We start from the raw sequence: 18,293 nt of genomic DNA, 5'->3' as shown, positions 1-18,293 counted from the left end.
TGTGTTCGGTGCAGGTCACAATCATCGTTGTAGCGCTTGACGGGTTACATGCGAAGCACACCGAAGCGACTGTCCTCGATCTCGGCATTCATGGCCGCGGCCAGTGACAGCCCCAGGATGTCGCGGGTCTGCAGCGGGTCGATCACGCCGTCATCCCACAGGCGCGCACTGGCGTAGGTCGGGTGGCCCTGGCGCTCGTACTGATCGCGTACCGGCGCCTTGAAGGCCTCTTCTTCCTCGGCGGGCCACTCGCGCCCCTCGCGGGCATGCTGGTCGCGCTTGACCTGTGCCAGCACGTTGGCGGCCTGCTCGCCGCCCATCACCGAGATGCGTGAGTTGGGCCACATGAACAGCAGGTTGGGGTCATAGGCGCGCCCGCACATGCCGTAGTTGCCCGCGCCGAAACTGCCACCGATCAGCACCGTGAACTTGGGTACCCTGGCGCAGGCCACCGCCGCGACCAGCTTGGCGCCGTGCTTGGCGATGCCTTCGTGCTCGTAGCGCGAGCCGACCATGAAGCCGGTGATGTTCTGCAGAAAGATCAGTGGAATCCGGCGCTGGGTGCACAGCTCGATGAAGTGCGCGCCCTTGAGGGCGCTTTCCGAGAACAGCACGCCATTGTTGGCGAGGATGCCGACCGGATGGCCATGCAGATGCGCGAAGCCGGTGACCAGTGTCTCGCCGTATTCGCGCTTGAACTCGTCGAAGTCCGAGTCATCCACCAGGCGGCCGATCACTTCACGTACGTCGTAGGGTTTCTTGAGGTCGGTGCCGACGATGCCGTAGAGCTCCTGCGGGTCCAGGCGTGGCGGACGCGATTCACGCAGCGCGAGCTGGCCCTTGCGTTGCCAGTTGAGGCGCGACACGGCGCGGCGAGCCAGCTGCAGGGCATGGGCGTCGTTGTCGGCCAGATGGTCGGCCACGCCGCTGATCTTGCAGTGCACCTCGGCGCCACCCAGTGCCTCGGCGCTGATGTCCTCACCGGTGGCGGCCTTCACCAGCGGCGGCCCCGCCAGGAAGATGGTGCCTTGCTCGCGCACGATGATGGACTCGTCCGCCATCGCCGGCACATAGGCGCCGCCTGCGGTACATGACCCCATCACCACGGCGATCTGCGGGATACCCTCGGCAGACAGCGTGGCCTGGTTGTAGAAGATGCGGCCGAAGTGGTCGCGGTCCGGGAAGACCTCGTCCTGGTGGGGCAGATGCGCGCCACCGGAATCGACCAGATAGAGACAGGGCAGGCGATGCTTGCGGGCGATTTCCTGAGCGCGCAGATGCTTCTTGGCCGTCATCGGGAAGTAGGTGCCGCCCTTGACGGTGGCGTCGTTGGCGACGATGACGCACTCCACGCCGCTGACGCGGCCGATGCCGGTGACCAGGCCCGCGCCGGGGACGGGGCTGTCGTAGACGTCGTGGGCCGCCAGCGCGGAGAGTTCGAGGAAGGGCGAGCCTTCATCGATCAGGTGGTCGATGCGTTCGCGCACGAACAGCTTGCCGCGCGACTCGTGACGTTCACGCGCCTTGTCACCGCCACCGGCCGCAACGGTCTCCAGCAGCTGGTGCAGGCGATCGACCTCGGCCTGCATCGCCGCTTCATTGGCGCGGAACTGGTCACTGCGCGGATTGATCAGGGAGGTCAGTATGGCCATCGAGCAAGCTCCAGCGGCGAAGGGTTGCGAAAAAGAGTAGGGGATGACGAGAGGTATCAGGCGCTCTCGTTGAACAGTTCACGCCCGATCAGCATGCGGCGGATCTCGCTGGTGCCGGCGCCGATCTCGTAAAGCTTGGCGTCTCGCAGCAGGCGTCCGGTGGCGTACTCATTGATGTAGCCGTTGCCGCCGAGCAGCTGGATGGCATCCAGCGCCATCTGGGTGGCCTTCTCGGCGCAGTAGAGAATGACGCCCGCGGCGTCCTTGCGTGAGGTCTGGCCGCGATCACAGGCGTTGGCGACCGCATATAGATAGGCGCGACAGGCATTGAGCGTGGTGTACATGTCGGCGACCTTGCCCTGCACCAGCTGGAATTCACCGATGGCCTGGCCGAACTGGCGACGCTCATGCAGGTAGGGCACCACGATGTCCATGCAGGCCTGCATGATGCCGATGGGGCCGGCGGCCAGCACGGTGCGCTCGAAATCGAGCCCGCGCATCAGCACCTTGACGCCACGATTGACCTCACCCAGCACGTTCTCGACCGGCACCTGGCAATCCTGGAAGACCAGTTCGCAGGTGTTGGAGCCGCGCATGCCGAGCTTGTCGAGCTTCTGGGCGGTGGAGAAACCGGGGAAGTCACGCTCGATGATGAAGGCGGTGATGCCCTTGGAGCCGGCGTCCGGGTCGGTCTTCGCGTAGACCACCAGAGTGTGGGCATCCGGACCGTTGGTGATCCACATCTTGTTGCCGTTGAGCACGTAGTGATCGCCGCGCAGCTCGGCCTTGAGCTGCATCGAGACCACGTCAGAGCCGGCACCGGGTTCGGACATCGCCAGCGCGCCGACATGCTCGCCACTCATCAGTTTCGGCAGATAACGTGCCTTCTGCTCGGCGGTGCCGTTGAGCTTGATCTGGTTCACGCACAGGTTGGAATGCGCACCGTAGGAGAGCGCCACCGAGGCGCTGGCGCGCGAGATCTCTTCCATCGCGATGCAGTGCGCCAGATAGCCCATGCCGCTGCCGCCGTCTTCGTCGGGCACGGTGATGCCGAGCAGCCCCATGTCGCCGAACTTCTGCCACAGGTCATCGGGGAAGACATTGCTGGCATCGATCTCGGCGGCGCGCGGGGCGATCTCGTCGCGGGCAAAGGCGTTGACCTGCTCACGCAGCAGGGTGTGTGTCTCGTCGAGTCCGAAATCCAGCGGTGAATAGAGGCTGTGCATGATCTGGCATCCTGTAGATCGGTGAAGCGCGATGAGCAAGGCCCGCCAGGGGCTGTGATGACCTGATGGCTAACGGTCTGTCACGAAGGGCTTATCAAGTCCGCCCGCTATGGGCCGCCTTGGCGTGTGATGGAAATTACTCTAGGTCAAAGTTGACGTTAACGTAAAGGTCATTATGCGACGCTTTGACCAAGGTCGCAGGGCCTGCGGCAGACGGTCAGCAGGGAGACTCGAGAAGAGGAGTGCCAGGTCGAGAAGCTCAAGTCGAGAAAATCAGCTCAGGAAACGAAATTGCTCCGGCATCGCCGAGGTGACTTGATAAGCTGAGACGCTGTAGTCACTGTTGATTGAGGAAGTCGTGAGGGCGTCAGTGGGGAGCATTCCCGTCACCTGCCTGGTGTCACCGGCACTCTTTAGTGTGCAAGTGCGCTGACTCGCCAGCGCTTTTTACCATTCCAGACTCATGCTCACCTGCCTAGAAGGACCTACTCGATGAGTGATGACACCGCCCCGGCAGTCCGCTTCAGCGGCCTGCACAAGGGCTTTGCCGGTCAGCGCCTGTTTGAAGGCATTGATCTCGAACTGCCGCGTGACCGTATCACCGCCCTGGTCGGTGCCAGCGGCTGTGGCAAATCGACCCTGCTGCAGCTGATCAACGGCTTGATCCGCCCGGATGAAGGCGAGGTGAAGGTGTTCGGCGCCGCCGTCGATTACGCCAACCTGCCAGTCATGCGTCGCCGCATCGGCTATGCCGTCCAGCAGATCGGCCTCTTTCCCCATCTCAGCGTACGCGACAACGTCGCCATTCTCGCTGACCGCGAAGGCTGGAGCGCCGAGCGCGTCAAGGCACGCATCGCGCGTCTGTTCCAGATGATGGATCTCGACATGGCGCTGCTGACCCGCTATCCCCACGAGATTTCCGGCGGTCAGGCCCAGCGCGTCGGGCTGTGTCGCGCCATGATGCTGGAGCCACCGTTGCTGCTGCTCGATGAGGCCTTCTCGGCCGTCGACCCGATCACGCGCATCGAGGTGCACGCCCAGTTCCAGCGCATGCAGCAGGAGGAGCCGCGCAGCGTGGTGATGGTCACCCACGACATGAACGAGGCGCTGAGCCTGTCCGATCACATGGTGGTGATGGCGCCCGGCGTGGTGCTGCAGGCCGCCAGCCCCGACACCATCACCACGGCGCCGGCGGATGAGCGCGTGGCCCGACTGCTGGAGGCACGCGCATGAAGACGCTGATGACGACTCCCGTCCTGCAACGCTCGCGCCGCAGGCTGTCTGGCGCGTTGATGGTCGCCGGTCTGGCGCTTGCCAGTCTGGGAGCGCTGGTGTCCAGCCCGCTTGCCAGCGCGGAAGAGCAAGCCGCGACATGGCCCGAGGACAAGCCGATCGTGGTCGGCTCCAAGGCTGACCGCGAAGGGCATCTGCTGGGCGAGATCTTCGCGCAGGTGCTGGAGGACGCCGGCTTCACGGTCGAGCGCCGTCTGGGGCTGGGTCAGACCATCATCACCTATCAGGGGCTGGCGGAAGGCGAGCTGGATGTCTATCCCGAATACACCGGCACCCTGGCCCACGCCATTCTCAAGCTGGATGACGTACCCCCGCTCGAGAAGCTCGATGAGCTGAGTCGCGAGCAGGGCCTGCGCGTGCTCGAGCCGCTGGGCTTCAACAATACCTACGCCGTCAGCATGCGCCGTGATCAGGCCGAGTCGCTGGGCATCAGTACCATCGGCGATATGGCCGATCACCCGGATCTGTCCGTCGCGATGTCGCATGAGTTCATCAAGCGTCCGGATGGCTGGCCGGGACTGGCCGCGGAATACGGGCTTTCCCAGGTGCCGCGTGGCATCGAGCATGGCATTGCCTATCAGGCGCTGCGCGAGAGCAAGATCGACGCCACCGATGCCTATTCCACCGAGGGCGACATCAAGCGCTTCGACTTCGTGCTGCTCGACGATGACAAGGGCTACTTCCCCGAGTATCTGGCGGTACCCTTCGTGAATGCCGCCTTGCCGGAAGATGCCGTCGCGGCGCTCAACCAGCTGGCGGGGAGCCTCGATGAAGACAGCATGCAGGCGCTCAACGCCCGCGTTTCCACCGATGAGCAGAGCTTCGCTCAGGTCGCCAGTCGCTTCATTCAGGAACAGGGCATCACCACCGAGCAGCGTGAAGTCAGCGGCGCCAAGTGGGACAAGCTGGGTACCAATCTGATCGAGCACCTGCAGTTGACGCTCTCGGCGCTGCTGCTGGCGTGTCTGGTCGGCCTGCCGCTGTCCTTGCTTGTCTATCGCAATCCGAAGGTCTCGCGGGTGGTGCTCTACGTCACCGGCCTGCTGCAGACCATCCCCTCCATCGCGCTGCTGGCACTGATGATTCCGCTGTTCGGCATCGGGGTGGTACCGGCGGTGATCGCGTTGTTCGTCTACTCCTTGCTGCCGATCATCCGCGCGGCGATCACCGCGTTGCTGACGGTGGACCCGCTGCTGGTCAAGGTGGCACGTGGCATGGGCCTGACGCGTCGCGAGCAGCTGCGTCACGTCATCCTGCCGCTGGCGACGCCCAATCTGCTCACCGGCATCAAGACCGCCGCCATCATCAATATCGGCACCGCGACGCTGGCAGCCTTCATCGGCGCTGGTGGTCTGGGTGAGCCGATCGTCACCGGGCTTTCGCTCAATGACTATGATCTGGTGCTTTACGGGGCGATTCCCGCGGCATTGCTGGCCATCTGCGCCGAGCTGCTGTTCGAGCTGTTCGAGCGCCTGGTGATACCGGCGCATATGCGGGGCTTGAAGTCGCGCTGAGCCGGAAAAAACGGCGTAGTACATTACACGACAATCATGTCGCAACTCTTGTACAAGGCGTGCAGTAAAAAAGGAAGGCTGCTGCGAAGGTTTAACGTTGGTCGTCGATCAGAGTAATGTGAAGGGGAAAGTAAGGGCTTGCTGACAGGGCTTGCAGACAGCGCTTGCAGACAGCGCCGGGCAATCTTGTACGGCCCAGCCTTGCAGCAGCCTCTACCCCCCTTTGAAGGAGAGATTCATGCGTATCAAAAATCTGTTTCCGATTGCACTGGTCGCCGCGACTCTGGCCCTGAGCGGTTGTGGTCTGTTCGGTCATGGCCACGGCCATGGTGGTCACGGCGGTGGCGGTGGTGGCAAAGGTCACGCGATGATCGACACCCCGGCCAGCGCACCGGCGGATCACCTGTCCTGATCTAGCCTCGCCTGTCGGTTGACGAAAAAGCCGCCCCTTTCTGCCTCACGGCAAGGAAGGGGCGGCTTTTTTGTGTTCGTTTCCGTGTGCGTGTTCGTGTGCCGATCTGAGCTGTGTGTGGCAAGGCCGTGTGTGCGAGGACGGTGCTGTCAGTCGCGATGCTTTCAGTCGCAGTGCTCTGCGAGCGGCGAGCGGCGAGCGCCGAGCAGGTGGCATAAAAAAGACCTCCCCGAGGGGAGGTCTGCAAGCACGTCACCGTATGTCTGCCGTGACGCTCGGCGCCCTTGAGGCAAGGGTCGACCGATAGAGGTGCCGACAGCTGCGGTTCCTGAGTCTGGAAGCGCTACCAGCTGCCATCCATGGCATCGGGGTCAGATGATCAGTTGTTCATGGCCTGCGGAAGATAGAGCACGATCTCCGGGAAGACGTGCATCAGCACGATGGAGAAGATCATCAGCAGGAAGAACGGCAGCGTCGCCTTGGTGATGGTGATGATGTCCTTGCCGGTCAGGCTCTGGATCACGAACAGGTTGAAGCCGACCGGCGGGGTGATCTGCGACATCTCGACCACGATGATCAGGTAGATACCGAACCAGATCAGGTCGAAACCGGCGGCTTCGATGACCGGCATGATGATGGAGGTCACCAGCAGGATCAGCGAGATGCCGTCGAGGAAGCAGCCCAGGATCAGCAGGAACAGCGTCAGTACCACCAGCAGCATGGTCGGCGACAGACCCAGGGTAGCGATGCCTTCGGCCAGCTGCATCGGAATCTGGGTGAAGCTCATCGCCGAGGACAGGAAGGAGGCACCGGCGATGATGAAGGCGATCATGCACGAGGTGCGCAGCGCCGCGAACAGCGATTCCTTGAAGGTGGCGGCGGTCATGTGGCCGTTGAGGCGCGCGATGATCAGCGACAGTACCACGCCGACCGCGGCCGCTTCGGTGGGTGACGCCAGGCCACCGTAGATGCTGCCGAGGATGCCGCCGATCAGTGCCAGCAGCGGAATCAGCTGGGCGCTGTTGCGCAGCTTGGCCATGAAGCCCATGTGCGGCTCGTCATGGCCGGCGCGGCCCTGCGGCTCTCCGACGACCTTCGACCAGATCGCCAGGTAGCCCATGAACAGGGCCAGCAGCAGCATGCCCGGCAGGACACCGGCGATGAACAGACGCGAGATGGACTGCTCGGTGACCACGCCATAGACGATCATCATGATCGACGGCGGAATCAGCAGGCCGAGGGTCGAGGCGCTGGCGAGGGTGCCGATGGCCAGATTGCTGTCGTAGCCGCGACGTTCAAGCTCCGGCAGCGTCATCTTGCCGACGGTGGCACAGGTGGCGGCGGAGGAGCCGCACACGGCGGCGAACAGACCGCTGCCGATGATGTTGGAGTGCAGCAGGCGTCCCGGCAGGCGATTGAGCCACGGTGCCAGCGCGCGGAACATGTTGTCGGCCAGCCCGGAGCGGAACAGGATCTCGCCCATCCACACGAACATCGGCAGGGCGGTCAGGTCCCAGCCGTAGCTGGCGCCCCAGAAATCGGAGGCCAGGATCGGGCCGGTCTCGAAGGTGGAGAAGAAGGTCAGCACGATCCAGCCGGTGCCGATCAGCGAGAAGGCGACCCACACGCCGCTGCCGAGCAGCAAGGCGAGGGCCAGCAGAGTGACGAGGATGAGTGTCAGCATGTCATTCGGCTCCGTCTTCGGGCTCGGGCGCCACGTAGCTTGAGGGCGCGGTGAAGGCGGTGCGCAGCGTGGCGATCAGGGTCTCGAGAATCGCCAGGCACAGCAGGCCGGTACCGGCGACCAGCACGCTCTGCGGAATCCACAGCGGCAGCGCCAGCAGGCCGGAGGAGATGTCGTGGTACTCGAGGCTCTCGCCGACCAGCAGTACCAGTTCATGGGTGATCAACACGCTCAGGCCGAGTGCGATCAGCAGCGCGAGGCTTTCGATCCACACGCGCACGGCGGCCGGCAGGCGATTGATGACCAGCGTCACGCGGATGTGAGCGTGATGCGTGAAGGTGTAGGCGAGGCTCAGGAAGGTGGCACCGACCAGCAGGAAGGCAGCCATTTCCGACACGCCGGAGATTTCGAAGCCGAGACGCTCGGCGCCGAACATCACCATGATGGCGTCGATCAGGCGCAGGAAGACTTGCAGGCTGACGAGGGTGCAGATCAGCAGCATGCAGGCCGCCGCACCCCACGCACCGAGGCGATAGAGTCTGTCGAAGAAATAGGTCATGACGGGCGCTCACAGGGAAGGTGAGGGTGGCCACGCGATGCTGCGCACAGGCTTGTCCGTGGGTCACCTGCCGGCGGACGGCAGGTGTCGGAGTCTCGAGTGGCATATCGCGTGGCGGGATAGCAACGCTGCAGCTGGGGTCAGTCAGGACATCTGCAGCGCTCAGGCAATGCTCAGACGTTGCTCAGGCAGTGCACGGTCGATGCGCTCGGCCGCATGTCCAGCATTCAGGGCCGGGCAGTCGGGCTTGCGAGCGAATCTCAGGTGTCCAGGTCTGCGCGGTAGCGCTCGAGCAGCTGCTGGCCTTCTTCACCGGCACGCGACTTCCAGTCCTGGAACAGCTTGTCACCGGCGGCCTTGAGGTCTTCTGCCAGCTTGGCGTCAGGCTCGCTGATGGTGAAGCCATTCTCGGTCAGCACCTTGGCGCTCTCGTCGGCATCGGCCTTGCTGGCTTCCCAGCCGCGGGTCTCGGCGGCCTTGGCGGCATCGAGCACGGCTTGCTGGGTGCTCTCGTCGAGACGATCGAAGGCACGCTTGTTGACGAAGACGATGTTCTTCGGCAGCCACAGCTTGGCGTCGTTGTAGTGCTTGACGTAATCCCAGGCCGACATGGACTTGCCGGTGGAGCTGGAGGTGATCATCGCGTCGACACGGCCGGTGCTGAAGGCGGTGGGGATGTCGGCTTCTTCGGTCTCGGTGGGCTTGCCGCCGACGTTCTCGACGAAGCGCTGGGTGTTGATGTTGGGCGCGCGGATACGCAGCCCCTTGAGCTGGGAGACGTCGGTCAGATCGAAGTCGGTGTAGATGCCCTGGGCCGGCCAGGCGACCGCGTACAGCGGCATCAGGCCTTCCTTGGCGAACAGCTCGGTGATGTCCGGCTTGGAGGCCTGCCAGAGGGCGAAGGCTTCTTCGTAGCTGGAGGCGACGCCCGGCAGGGTGTCCAGCTCGTAGACCGGCGATTCGTTGGAGAGAATCGACAGGAAGATCTCACCGGCCTGGACGGTGCCGCGACGCACGGAAGGCTTGATCTCGCCGTGGGAGATCAGGGAACCGCCGCTGTGCACGGTCACGGTCAGCTCGCCATCGGTGGCCTCGGTGACGTCCTCGGCGAACTGCTTGGTGTTCTTGGTGTGGAAGCTGGCATCGCCATACGGAGTGGCGAGGTTCCACTGTGCCGCGAGTGCCGAGCCACTGAAGGCCAGGGCACCCACTGTCGCCAGCCAGGCGAAGGACTTGACTGTCGGGGTCTTGCGAGTGAGGGAATCGTTGGGCTTACGCATGTCTTGTTCCTCATTATTATTGAATGTTGTCGGCAGACAATTTCATTCTTCAAGCGACGGGCCATCCCGTCCAATCGTTAATTCTGATGCGTAGTATCGATGAAATCTTTCATAGTGTCGTCGCATGAAAGCCTTTGACGATATTGTTAGACCTTGGTCTGACGCTGATCTGATGCAGGGCAGGGCGCGATCAACCCTGACTCAGCGCATGGCAGGCGGCCTGGTCAGGGATCGGAATGCGCGTGTTGCTGCGAGTAGGTCTCGGCACACTGGCGGCCGAGGCGTGCCACGCTGGCGCAGAAATCGGGATAGTTGGCATTGCGCCAGATGGCTTCATAGACCATTGGCGGCAATGGGGTCTTCAGTGGCAGGCGCACCAGTTCGCCGTGGCTGATGACATCTTCCACCGTGGCGACCGGCAGTACGCCGATGCCGAGCCCTTCGCTGCTCATGCGCAGGATGGTCATCAGGGTGCTGGTGCAGTGCACCTTGGGCTGGGTGATGCCCTGTTCCGACAGATAGCTGACCAGCTCGGTATAGGGGCGCGCCTGCTTGCTGAAGGAGATGAATGGCGTGGAGGCGAAGCGCTCGCCATCCTCGGCCAGCTGCCCGGCGAGGGTCGGCGAGGCGAACATGCCCATCTCGAAGGTGCACAGCGGGGTCTGGGTGGCGTAGGGCCCCATGGCGGCGCTGTCCATCGCGAACAGCATGTCGAGATCATTGTCGGCCAGACGCTGATGCAGGGAGGGCGAGATATCGACGGTCATTTCCAGCGTCAGCTTGGGATAGCGTTCGGCCAGCTGGCGCATGAAGGCGGGGAACCAGCTGTTGGCGATGGTCTCGATCACGCCCAGACGCAGGGTGCCTGAGAAGGCGCCTTCTTCCTGAAACAGGCGCATGGCTTCGTCGCGGCCACTGAGCAGGCGCTCGGCGTGGGCGAAGAACTCTCGCCCGCGCAGGGTGGGCTGGATGGGGCGGGTGGCGCGTTCCAGCAGGGATTCGCCGACGGTGGCTTCCAGGCGGTTGATGCGGTCCGAGATGGAGGGCTGGGTCAGGTGAAGCTTGGTCGCGCCCTTGCGGAACGAGCCAAGCCGGACCACCCAGACGAAGGCCTCGAGTTCCTTGAAGTCGAACATGGCAGATGCCCCGTGATGAATCGTGAAGACCGCCCATCTTGCCGCATGCGGCGCGGGGCGTCAGCTTTCATCACGGGGCATGGCCCGCGTCAGGCCGGGCGCGAGCTCTCCCGCTTGCGCGGGTCGCTTACGTCATTTGCGAAACAGCTGGCTCTCGCGGTCCTTGAAGGCCTTGAATTCCAGTGCATTGCCGGTGGGGTCGAGGAAGAACATCGTTGCCTGTTCGCCGGGTTCGCCCTTGAAGCGGATATGGGGCTCGATCTCGAAGGTGACGCCCTCGGCGATGAGGCGATCCGCCAGTGCCTGCCAGGCGTCCATCTCCAGTACCACGCCGAAGTGCGGCACCGGCACGCCATGGCCATCGACCGGATTGCGGTGCTGAGCGACGGCGCTTGCCGGGTCGGCCAGCGCCGGGTTCAGGTGGCAGACGAACTGGTGGCCATAGAGGTCGAAATCGACCCAGCTGTCGGACGAGCGGCCCTCGGGGCAGCCCAGAAACTCGCCATAGAAGCGGCGTGCCTCGGCGATATCGCGGACCTGGATGGCGAGGTGAAACGGGTCGCTGACGGCCATGGTGAAACTCCTGTTGTTGTTGGGGATTCGGCTGAGCAAAGAATGACTTCAGACCAGCGGTGGGCGGGGTGACAGGCCCTGAAATCACCGCTCGGCTCGCCCAAGACAGAAGCATGACGCGCTCTGTCGGGCAAGCGATACACGGCCGGTGCTTTCATGGCGCAAGATGATGAAAGATTTCACCGATATGACGAATCATAAAATACGATTGGATACCAAGGCGGCCCCTTACATAGAGTGGAGGCATAACAACACACAAGATCTGACCTGTGAGGTTCCGCTATGTCCCGCTCTGCTCCCTCCCTTCCCCTGCTCAACTGCGATATGGGCGAAAGCTTCGGCAACTGGAAGATCGGCCTGGATGAAGAGGTCATGCCCTTCGTCGACTGCGCCAATATCGCCTGTGGTTTCCACGCCTCCGACCCCAGCATCATGCGCCGCACCGTGCGTCTGGCGGTCAAGCATGACGTGCGCATCGGTGCGCACCCGGCCTATCCGGACCTGCAAGGCTTCGGCCGTCGCTCGATGGCGTGTTCGCCTGCCGAGGTCGAGGACATGCTGCTCTACCAGATCGGCGCGCTCGATGGTATCTGTCGCGCCGAGGGCACTCGCGTCCAGTACGTGAAGCCGCATGGCGCGCTCTACAACGACATGGCCGCCGACCCGACGCTGCTGCGCGCCGTCATGCAGGCCGTGGTGCGCTATGACGCCAGCCTGCCGCTGATGGTGATGGCGACCGCCAACCCCGCGCCGATGCAGGCGCTGGCCGACGAGATGGGCATCACGCTGTGGTTCGAGGCCTTCGCCGACCGCGCCTACGACTCACGCGGCCACCTGGTGTCGCGTCGTGAGCCGGGTGCCGTGCATCACGACAGCGAGGTGATCATCGCCCAGTCCGTGACATTGGCGCGTGGTGAAGCACTGACCGACAGCAGCGGCGGTGACCTGGTGCTGTCCGCCGATACGCTGTGCGTGCACGGTGACAACGCCGAGTCCGTGGCCGCGGTGCGTGCCATCCGTGAAGCCTTCGATACGTTGGCGGGTGCCTGATGGCGGGGGCTGACAGCCACGGCCGTGGCACGTCACCGCAACTGCGCCTCGAGACCGTCGGCATGGACTCGCTGATCATCCGGCTGTTCGATCGCATCGAGGAATCCAACATGGCCTGGGTGCTGGCCGCCGACAGTGCGCTGCGTGAGGCCTTCGGCGCGGCGCTGGTCGATCTGGTGCCGTCCTACACCACGCTGCTGCTGCACTACGATGTGGCCGCGCTGGAAGAAGGCGAGGCGCGTGCCCGCATTCAGGCCGCGCTGGCGGATCTCGCGCCGGGCAGTGGCCAGCAGGGCCAGCTGCATGAAGTGCCCGTCTGGTATGACGACAGTGTCGGGCCGGAGCTGGCGCCGATCGCCGCGCGGCTGGGCATCAGCGTCGAGGCGCTGATCGAGCGTCACGGGGCGCATGACTACTGCGTGTTCGCCCTCGGCTTCGCGCCCGGTTTCGCCTTCATGGGCGTGCTGGAAGAGGCGCTGACCACACCGCGCCTCAAGACGCCGCGCCAGAAGATCGCCCCCGGCAGCGTCGGCATCGCCGACCGTCAGGCCGCCATCTACCCGTCCCGTTCACCCGGCGGCTGGAACATTCTGGGCCGTACGCCCATCACGCTGTTCGGGCGCAACGAGGCCGGTGAACCGTCCAGTCGTTTCATGCCCGGTGATCGCGTGCGCTTTGTCTCCGTGAGCCGAGATGAATTCGTTCGCCTGGGCGGCGATGTCACCCCGCTGGAGGAGCGCGCATGAGCGACGTGAAGACGAAGACGACGCTGCGCGTCGAGCGCAGTGGAGCCCTGGCACTGGTGCAGGACGCTGGCCGTCTGGGCGTGCGTCATCTGGGCGTGACCCAGGGCGGCGCGGCGGACTGGGTGTCGCTGGGCTGGGCCAACTGGCTGCTGGGCAACGCCCATGATGCGCCGGGACTCGAGATCACCATGGGCGGCGGCTTGCTGCTCAAGGTCGAACAGGCCGGCACCCTGGCGCTGTGCGGCGCGGACCTGGCCGCAACTCTCGACGGCGAGGCGCTCGCGCCCGGTCAGGCCTTCGAGGTGACCAGCGGGCAGCAGCTCAAGTTCGAGCGTCCCGTTGCTGGCCTGCGCGCCTATCTGGCCTTCCCCGGTGGCCTGGATGTCGCCCCGGTGCTGGGCAGTGCCGCCAGCACGGTGCGCGACGGCCTCGGCGGGCTGGATGGCGAAGGGCGGGCACTGGCCAGCGGTGATGTGCTGACGGCTGCCAGCAATGAGCTGTCGCTGCGCGAGCTGCCGGCCTCGGCACAGGCATGGCAGCAGTCGCTGGCCGCCAGGGAAGGCGAGGCGCTGGAGTTGCCGCTGGTCGTGGGGGCGCAGATCGCCGAGTTCAGTGGCGACAGCCTCTATCGCGCCTTCAACAGCGAATGGGCGGTGGATGGGCGCGCCGATCGCATGGGCGTGCGCCTGACCGGCCCGCGTCTCGAGCGTGAAGGAGCGGGCATGGTGTCCGAGGGCATTCCGCTGGGCGCCGTGCAGGTGCCGGCCGATGGCCAGCCCATCGTATTGCTCAATGATCGCCAGACCATCGGCGGCTACCCGCGCCTTGGCGCGCTGACGCCACTGGCCTGTGCACAGCTCGGGCAATGTGTGCCGGGCACCCGGGTGCGACTGGCGGCCGTGACGCCGGGTCAGGCGCGTCGTGATCACCTCGAGGTGCTGGCCGGCTGGCAGTCGTGATGCGCCGCAGCGGAGCTTTCAGCTCGACGCCTGCAGGCCAGAGCGTCTAGATCTGAACGTGCAGACCTGAGCGACTGGATCGAAGCGTGCAGACAAAAAAAAGGGCCTCCAAGTGGAGGCCCTTTCGGTTTTCCCGTGAGGGAATCTTTGATGCTGTTGGGAGTGATTGATCAGATCACGCCCTTGATGAACAGATTCCCGGAGAAACGTTGCGCGAGCATCGGGAAACGTTGCACTGACTCGTGGGTATCGATGAAACACGAAGCAATGCGGTCATCATGTCGGGCACATTACCCTCACATGCTGACGGGTAACGAACGGCTTATCCCCCGAACGGGACTGTACTGGCAAGAATAACGGTTGAGGCAGGCGGATGCCAGTCATTTGCGAGCGCTGTTTCCTAATTTTTTCCTCGCCGCATCCCTGCGGTGAGTTCTACTGATTCATCGCGCCCTTCACTGCCGAGCAGGACGCTTGCGCAGGCGCCACAGGTGAACCTCCAGCCAGCCGGCTTCCAGGGCCAGCATCAGGTTGCGTTGCATCTGGGAAAAGGCCGGGCCGAACACCAGTTCCGGCGTCAGGCCGCGGGCGGCCAGCATGGCCGGCGAGGGCGCAGGCGCATCATCACGGTAGGCACCGGGCTGCTCGCTGGTGCTCTCGCGCATACGCCGCGCCTGCCAGCTCAGCACCTGATCAGTCAGTTCGACATGGGCATCGACCTCGAAGCCACTGCTGGCCATCGCCTCATGCAACTCCTCGCAACTGGCCAGCTGATCGCCACGCGGTGACAGCGCCCAGGGGAGTGGCAGGGCAGGGCGCTCGCCAAACGCCTGCGCCTGCACGCTGAGCACCGGCTCGTGCAGCAGGAGATAGCCATCCTGCTCGAGACAGTCATGCCACTGGGTGAGCGTGCTGACCTTGTCGCTCAGATGCACCAGCAGGTGCTGGCTGAAGAGGCGATCAAAGCGGCGGCCCGACAGTGCCGGATGCAGCTCGGGGTAGCAGGCGTCGCCCTCCAGCACGCGAATCGACTCGCGCAGTCCGGTGGCCCGGTTGAGGGCGATCGCCAGCTCGCAGAGGCTGCTCGAGAGATCCAGCGTGGTGATGTGGTGGTCCGCGCCGGTGTCACGCGACTGGCTGGCAATATGCCGTGCCAGCCCGCCGAGGCCGGCGCCGAGTTCGAGCATCGCCAGTCCCCGCGACTGGGGTTCCAGCCGGGCGAGGGCCAGCAGCTCGCGGGTGCCTGTCACGCCACCCAGATGCAGTTGGTCCAGCCCGGCCAGTGCCATGATCGGCAGTGCGCCGCTCGGGTGGGCATCGATCAGCGTCTCGAGCGCCTCGTCGAGGGCCGCATGATGGTGACTCGCCGCATAGTGGGCGACCTGCTGACGAGCGCTGCTCAGGTGGCGTGTGGCGGGGGCGTCATCCTCCTCCTCACGTGAGGTGCTCACCTGGCCAGGCCCAGTTCTTGCGTCGCGGCCTCGCGCATCTTGAACTTCTGGATCTTGCCGGTCACGGTCATCGGGAATTCCTCCACGAACTTGATGTAGCGCGGCACCTTGAAGTGAGCGATACGTCCCTGGCAGAACGCCTTGAGCGCCGGTTCATCGAGCTGCTCGCCTTCCTTGAGCTTGACCCATGCCATCACTTCCTCGCCATACCGCTCATCGGGCACGCCGATCACCTGCACGTCCGACACCGCAGTGTGGGTATAGAGGAAGTCCTCGATCTCGCGCGGATAGATGTTCTCGCCACCGCGGATGATCATGTCCTTGATACGTCCCACGATCGTCACGTAGCCGTCTTCATCCAGCGTAGCGAGGTCGCCGGTATGCATCCAGCGGCCGGCATCGATGGCCTTGGCGGTGGCCTCCGGGTTGTTCCAGTAGCCCAGCATCACGCTGTAGCCCCGCGTGCACAGCTCGCCCTTCTCGCCGACTGGCACCACGCGCCCGCTGTCAGGGTCGATGATCTTGAGCTCCAGATGCGGGTGCAGGGTGCCGACGGTGGAGACACGCTTGTCCAGCGGCGCCTCACGCGTGGTCTGCAGGCTGACCGGACTGGTCTCGGTCATGCCGTAGGCAATGGTGACCTCGCGCATGTGCATGCGCTCGATGACCTGGCGCATCACCTCGATGGGGCAGATGGAGCCGGCCATGGTACCGGTGCGCAGGCTGGTGAGGTCGAATTCGGCGAAGCGCGGGTGTTCGAGCTCGGCGATGAACATCGTCGGCACGCCGAACATCGCGGTGGCGCTCTCCTCGCTGACCGCCTGCAGGGTGGCCAGCGGATCGAAGCCCGCTTCCGGATAGACGATGGCGGCGCCGTGGGTCAGGCAGCCCAGATTGCCCATCACCATGCCGAAGCAGTGATAGAGCGGCACCGGCATCACCAGCTTGTCGTGCTCGCTGAGATTCATGCGCTCGGCGACGAAGAAGCCGTTGTTGAGGATGTTGTGATGCGAGAGGGTCGCGCCCTTGGGGGCGCCGGTGGTGCCGGAGGTGTACTGGATGTTGATCGGGTCATCGAAGGTCAGACTGGCCTGCAGCTCGCCGAGTGTCTCGACGGGGACGCTATCGGCACCGCTGAGCACATCCTGCCAGTTGAGCATGCCGGGCAGGGCATCCTCGGCCTCGAAGCAGATCAGGCGCCTGAGGTCCGGCAGCGCGCCATTGTGAATGCCATCACGGCCGCGAGCCTCCCTGGCCTCAGGGAACAGCTCCTCGAGGATCGCCACATAGTCGGACGCCTTGAAGCGGGACTGGAAGATCAGCGTCGCCGCGCCGGATTGCTTGAGGGCGTAGGCCAGTTCATGGCCGCGGTAACTCGGGTTGAGATTGACCAGCACCACGCCGATCTTGGCGGTGGCGTACTGGATCAGCGTCCATTCGGCGCGATTGGGCGCCCAGATGCCGACGCGGTCGCCACGCTCGATGCCCATCGCCAGCAGGCCGCGCGCCACGCGCTCGACCTCTGCGTGCAGTTCGGCCCAGGTGTAGCGCAGTCCCTGATGGCGACTGATCAGGGCATCGCGCTCGGGCCAGCGCGCGCAGATGCGGTCGAGGCAATCCCCGATGGTTTCTCCCATCAGTGGCGTGTCGGAGGTAGCGCTGAGATAGCTGGCTGATTGGCTTGCGTGTGCCATTTCGCTGGCAGGCTGGCGTGTGGCGATGGCGTCCTGTGACATGGTGCTTTCCTGTGTCCTTGGTTGTTATTGGTGAGGCAAGGCTTGTCAGGGGGAGCCGCCTCAGGGAGGCGGTGACGCAGTGTTGTCGTTCTTTTCGTTCTTTTCGTTTTTGTCGTCTGGTCGTGCTGTCGTCTTGTCATGAGTCGCGTGATCAGCGGGCGACGCGCTGCTCTCCGGCAGTCTGCTGTCGCCCGCACTCGCGAGGCGCTGGTCAGTTTTCGACAGACAGTTATCTACAGTCAGTCTAGTCGCTGTCACTTGTGTAGCCGGCAGTTATATAGCTGCTGCTGGCGCGAGTGGGTTCTGGCGTTGTTGATTCCAATCAGCTCTCGCTGTCGCCGGCCAGGCGGGCGAGGGCTTCGCGGGCACGTGTCTCGACGTCATCCAGCTCGCGCTGCATGGCGGTGAGATCGCGCAGCTGTCGCTCAAGGCCCTCACGCTTTTCGCTCAGGATGCCAAGCAGGCGGGTGAGCTGCTTCTCGCCACCGCCGTCGGCGGCGTCGTAGAGGTCGACCACTTCACGAATCTCGGCCAGCGAGAAGCCCAGTCGCTTGCCGCGCAGGGTCAGCTTGAGACGCACGCGGTCCTTGTCGCGATAGACGCGCGTCTGACCGCGCCGCTCCGGGTGCAGCAGACCTTCCTGCTCGTAGAAGCGGATGGTGCGCGTGGTCACGTCGAAATGGCGTGCCAGCTCGCCGATGCTCCAGGTGCACTGGGTCGGACGGATGGCGTCGCTGGTGCTGGTGGTGCTCAGCAGGGACTCCACGCCGGTATCGTGCGTCGTGCCATCAGGCGTTGCCCGGGATTTGGGGTCAGGACTTGGGGTCATCATCGTATCTGTCATGGGCGCTGCCGCTCCGGATGCTGTGCGCGCCAAGGAGAGGGGAATGCTCCTTGGCGCAGTGGGTGCCAGCGGCGTCTGGCCGTGAATTTTCTACAGACTAGCATTGTTTACGTTAACGTAAAGGGTAATAGTATTTGCAGCCAACCAAGCAGATGCTAGGTTGAATCAGATCACAGTC

General features: G+C 64.1%; 16 protein-coding genes. 6 read left to right on the top strand and 10 right to left on the bottom strand.

What is annotated here, in order from left to right; genetic code table 11:
• Positions 1-44: 44 nt before the first annotated feature.
• Both CLAM6_RS12765 and CLAM6_RS12760 read right to left on the bottom strand, forming a co-directional pair.
• Positions 45-1,652 (bottom strand): carboxyl transferase domain-containing protein, encoded by a 1,608-nt coding sequence (locus CLAM6_RS12765; RefSeq protein WP_153636303.1) that lies wholly within the window; start codon positions 1,650-1,652, stop codon positions 45-47.
• A 56-nt stretch (positions 1,653-1,708) separates the two neighbouring features.
• Positions 1,709-2,878, bottom strand: a complete 1,170-nt coding sequence (locus tag CLAM6_RS12760) for an isovaleryl-CoA dehydrogenase (RefSeq protein ID WP_153636302.1) — start codon at positions 2,876-2,878, stop codon at positions 1,709-1,711.
• A gap of 492 nt (positions 2,879-3,370) precedes the next feature.
• On the opposite strand from CLAM6_RS12760, the gene CLAM6_RS12755 reads away from it, so the two are divergent.
• The 3 genes from CLAM6_RS12755 to CLAM6_RS17755 all read left to right on the top strand — a co-directional run bounded on the left by CLAM6_RS12755 (position 3,371) and on the right by CLAM6_RS17755 (position 6,097).
• The gene (locus tag CLAM6_RS12755; RefSeq protein WP_153636301.1) at positions 3,371-4,111 is read left to right on the top strand and encodes an ATP-binding cassette domain-containing protein; all 741 of its coding nucleotides are present in this window, start codon (positions 3,371-3,373) and stop codon (positions 4,109-4,111) included.
• Complete coding sequence (locus CLAM6_RS12750) at positions 4,108-5,685, top strand: glycine betaine ABC transporter substrate-binding protein (RefSeq protein WP_206752248.1); 1,578 nt, start codon at positions 4,108-4,110, stop codon at positions 5,683-5,685. The genes CLAM6_RS12755 and CLAM6_RS12750 overlap by 4 nt, the downstream gene beginning before the upstream one ends.
• A gap of 238 nt (positions 5,686-5,923) precedes the next feature.
• Positions 5,924-6,097 carry a hypothetical protein gene (locus CLAM6_RS17755; RefSeq protein WP_165873989.1) on the top strand — a complete coding sequence of 58 codons (174 nt, stop codon included), beginning with the start codon at positions 5,924-5,926 and terminating at the stop codon, positions 6,095-6,097.
• Positions 6,098-6,476: 379 nt separating this feature from the next.
• Here CLAM6_RS17755 and CLAM6_RS12745 read toward each other — a convergent pair whose 3' ends face one another.
• The 5 genes from CLAM6_RS12745 to CLAM6_RS12725 form a co-directional block, all read right to left on the bottom strand.
• Complete coding sequence (locus CLAM6_RS12745) at positions 6,477-7,781, bottom strand: TRAP transporter large permease (protein ID WP_043331336.1); 1,305 nt, start codon at positions 7,779-7,781, stop codon at positions 6,477-6,479.
• 1 nt (position 7,782) lies between these two features.
• Positions 7,783-8,340 (bottom strand): TRAP transporter small permease, encoded by a 558-nt coding sequence (locus tag CLAM6_RS12740; RefSeq protein ID WP_043331335.1) that lies wholly within the window; start codon positions 8,338-8,340, stop codon positions 7,783-7,785.
• 260 nt (positions 8,341-8,600) lie between these two features.
• On the bottom strand, positions 8,601-9,620 hold the full coding sequence (locus CLAM6_RS12735; protein WP_153636299.1) for a TRAP transporter substrate-binding protein: 1,020 nt from the start codon (positions 9,618-9,620) through the stop codon (positions 8,601-8,603).
• Between the two features lie 224 nt (positions 9,621-9,844).
• Entirely contained in the window at positions 9,845-10,756 is a 912-nt protein-coding gene (locus tag CLAM6_RS12730; RefSeq protein ID WP_153636298.1) for a LysR family transcriptional regulator, read from the bottom strand.
• A 132-nt stretch (positions 10,757-10,888) separates the two neighbouring features.
• Positions 10,889-11,329, bottom strand: coding sequence for a VOC family protein (locus tag CLAM6_RS12725; protein WP_054555510.1), 441 nt, complete (start codon positions 11,327-11,329; stop codon positions 10,889-10,891).
• 282 nt (positions 11,330-11,611) lie between these two features.
• Here CLAM6_RS12725 and CLAM6_RS12720 point away from each other — a divergent pair, with 282 nt between their 5' ends.
• The 3 genes from CLAM6_RS12720 to CLAM6_RS12710 are packed head-to-tail and all read left to right on the top strand — an operon-like array spanning position 11,612 to position 14,084.
• Complete coding sequence (locus CLAM6_RS12720) at positions 11,612-12,379, top strand: 5-oxoprolinase subunit PxpA (protein ID WP_153636297.1); 768 nt, start codon at positions 11,612-11,614, stop codon at positions 12,377-12,379.
• Positions 12,379-13,125, top strand: a complete 747-nt coding sequence (locus CLAM6_RS12715; protein ID WP_153636296.1) for a 5-oxoprolinase subunit B family protein — start codon at positions 12,379-12,381, stop codon at positions 13,123-13,125. The genes CLAM6_RS12720 and CLAM6_RS12715 overlap by 1 nt, the downstream gene beginning before the upstream one ends.
• Positions 13,122-14,084 carry a biotin-dependent carboxyltransferase family protein gene (locus CLAM6_RS12710; RefSeq protein WP_153636295.1) on the top strand — a complete coding sequence of 321 codons (963 nt, stop codon included), beginning with the start codon at positions 13,122-13,124 and terminating at the stop codon, positions 14,082-14,084. The genes CLAM6_RS12715 and CLAM6_RS12710 overlap by 4 nt, the downstream gene beginning before the upstream one ends.
• 455 nt (positions 14,085-14,539) lie before the next feature.
• Here the strand turns inward: CLAM6_RS12710 and CLAM6_RS12705 are convergent, their stop codons facing one another.
• The 3 genes from CLAM6_RS12705 to CLAM6_RS12695 all read right to left on the bottom strand — a co-directional run bounded on the left by CLAM6_RS12705 (position 14,540) and on the right by CLAM6_RS12695 (position 18,028).
• Positions 14,540-15,535, bottom strand: a complete 996-nt coding sequence (locus tag CLAM6_RS12705) for an SAM-dependent methyltransferase (RefSeq protein ID WP_153636294.1) — start codon at positions 15,533-15,535, stop codon at positions 14,540-14,542.
• Positions 15,532-17,229: an AMP-binding protein gene (locus tag CLAM6_RS12700; RefSeq protein WP_153636944.1), complete on the bottom strand. Its 1,698-nt coding sequence runs from the start codon at positions 17,227-17,229 to the stop codon at positions 15,532-15,534. The genes CLAM6_RS12705 and CLAM6_RS12700 overlap by 4 nt, the downstream gene beginning before the upstream one ends.
• A 364-nt stretch (positions 17,230-17,593) precedes the next feature.
• Positions 17,594-18,028, bottom strand: coding sequence for a MerR family transcriptional regulator (locus CLAM6_RS12695; RefSeq protein WP_441303527.1), 435 nt, complete (start codon positions 18,026-18,028; stop codon positions 17,594-17,596).
• Positions 18,029-18,293: the final 265 nt, after the last annotated feature.

This window comes from Cobetia sp. AM6, assembly GCF_009617955.1.
Taxonomy (GTDB): Bacteria; Pseudomonadota; Gammaproteobacteria; order Pseudomonadales; family Halomonadaceae; genus Cobetia; species Cobetia amphilecti.
The sequence above is the reverse complement of the archived record's forward strand: the minus strand, read 5'-3'. Positions and strand labels throughout refer to the sequence as shown.

Bases quoted from the DNA above. Each gene is read 5' to 3' on its own strand.
- CLAM6_RS12765 (WP_153636303.1), bottom strand. From the start codon at position 1,652: ATGGCCATACTGACCTCCCTGATCAATCCGCGCAGTGACCAGTTCCGC.
- CLAM6_RS12715 (WP_153636296.1), top strand. From the start codon at position 12,379: ATGGCGGGGGCTGACAGCCACGGCCGTGGCACGTCACCGCAACTGCGC.
- CLAM6_RS12725 (WP_054555510.1), bottom strand. From the start codon at position 11,329: ATGGCCGTCAGCGACCCGTTTCACCTCGCCATCCAGGTCCGCGATATC.
- CLAM6_RS12710 (WP_153636295.1), top strand. From the start codon at position 13,122: ATGAGCGACGTGAAGACGAAGACGACGCTGCGCGTCGAGCGCAGTGGA.
- CLAM6_RS12730 (WP_153636298.1), bottom strand. From the start codon at position 10,756: ATGTTCGACTTCAAGGAACTCGAGGCCTTCGTCTGGGTGGTCCGGCTT.
- CLAM6_RS12745 (WP_043331336.1), bottom strand. From the start codon at position 7,781: ATGCTGACACTCATCCTCGTCACTCTGCTGGCCCTCGCCTTGCTGCTC.
- CLAM6_RS12735 (WP_153636299.1), bottom strand. From the start codon at position 9,620: ATGCGTAAGCCCAACGATTCCCTCACTCGCAAGACCCCGACAGTCAAG.
- CLAM6_RS17755 (WP_165873989.1), top strand. From the start codon at position 5,924: ATGCGTATCAAAAATCTGTTTCCGATTGCACTGGTCGCCGCGACTCTG.
- CLAM6_RS12755 (WP_153636301.1), top strand. From the start codon at position 3,371: ATGAGTGATGACACCGCCCCGGCAGTCCGCTTCAGCGGCCTGCACAAG.
- CLAM6_RS12740 (WP_043331335.1), bottom strand. From the start codon at position 8,340: ATGACCTATTTCTTCGACAGACTCTATCGCCTCGGTGCGTGGGGTGCG.
- CLAM6_RS12700 (WP_153636944.1), bottom strand. From the start codon at position 17,229: ATGGCACACGCAAGCCAATCAGCCAGCTATCTCAGCGCTACCTCCGAC.
- CLAM6_RS12750 (WP_206752248.1), top strand. From the start codon at position 4,108: ATGAAGACGCTGATGACGACTCCCGTCCTGCAACGCTCGCGCCGCAGG.
- CLAM6_RS12760 (WP_153636302.1), bottom strand. From the start codon at position 2,878: ATGCACAGCCTCTATTCACCGCTGGATTTCGGACTCGACGAGACACAC.
- CLAM6_RS12720 (WP_153636297.1), top strand. From the start codon at position 11,612: ATGTCCCGCTCTGCTCCCTCCCTTCCCCTGCTCAACTGCGATATGGGC.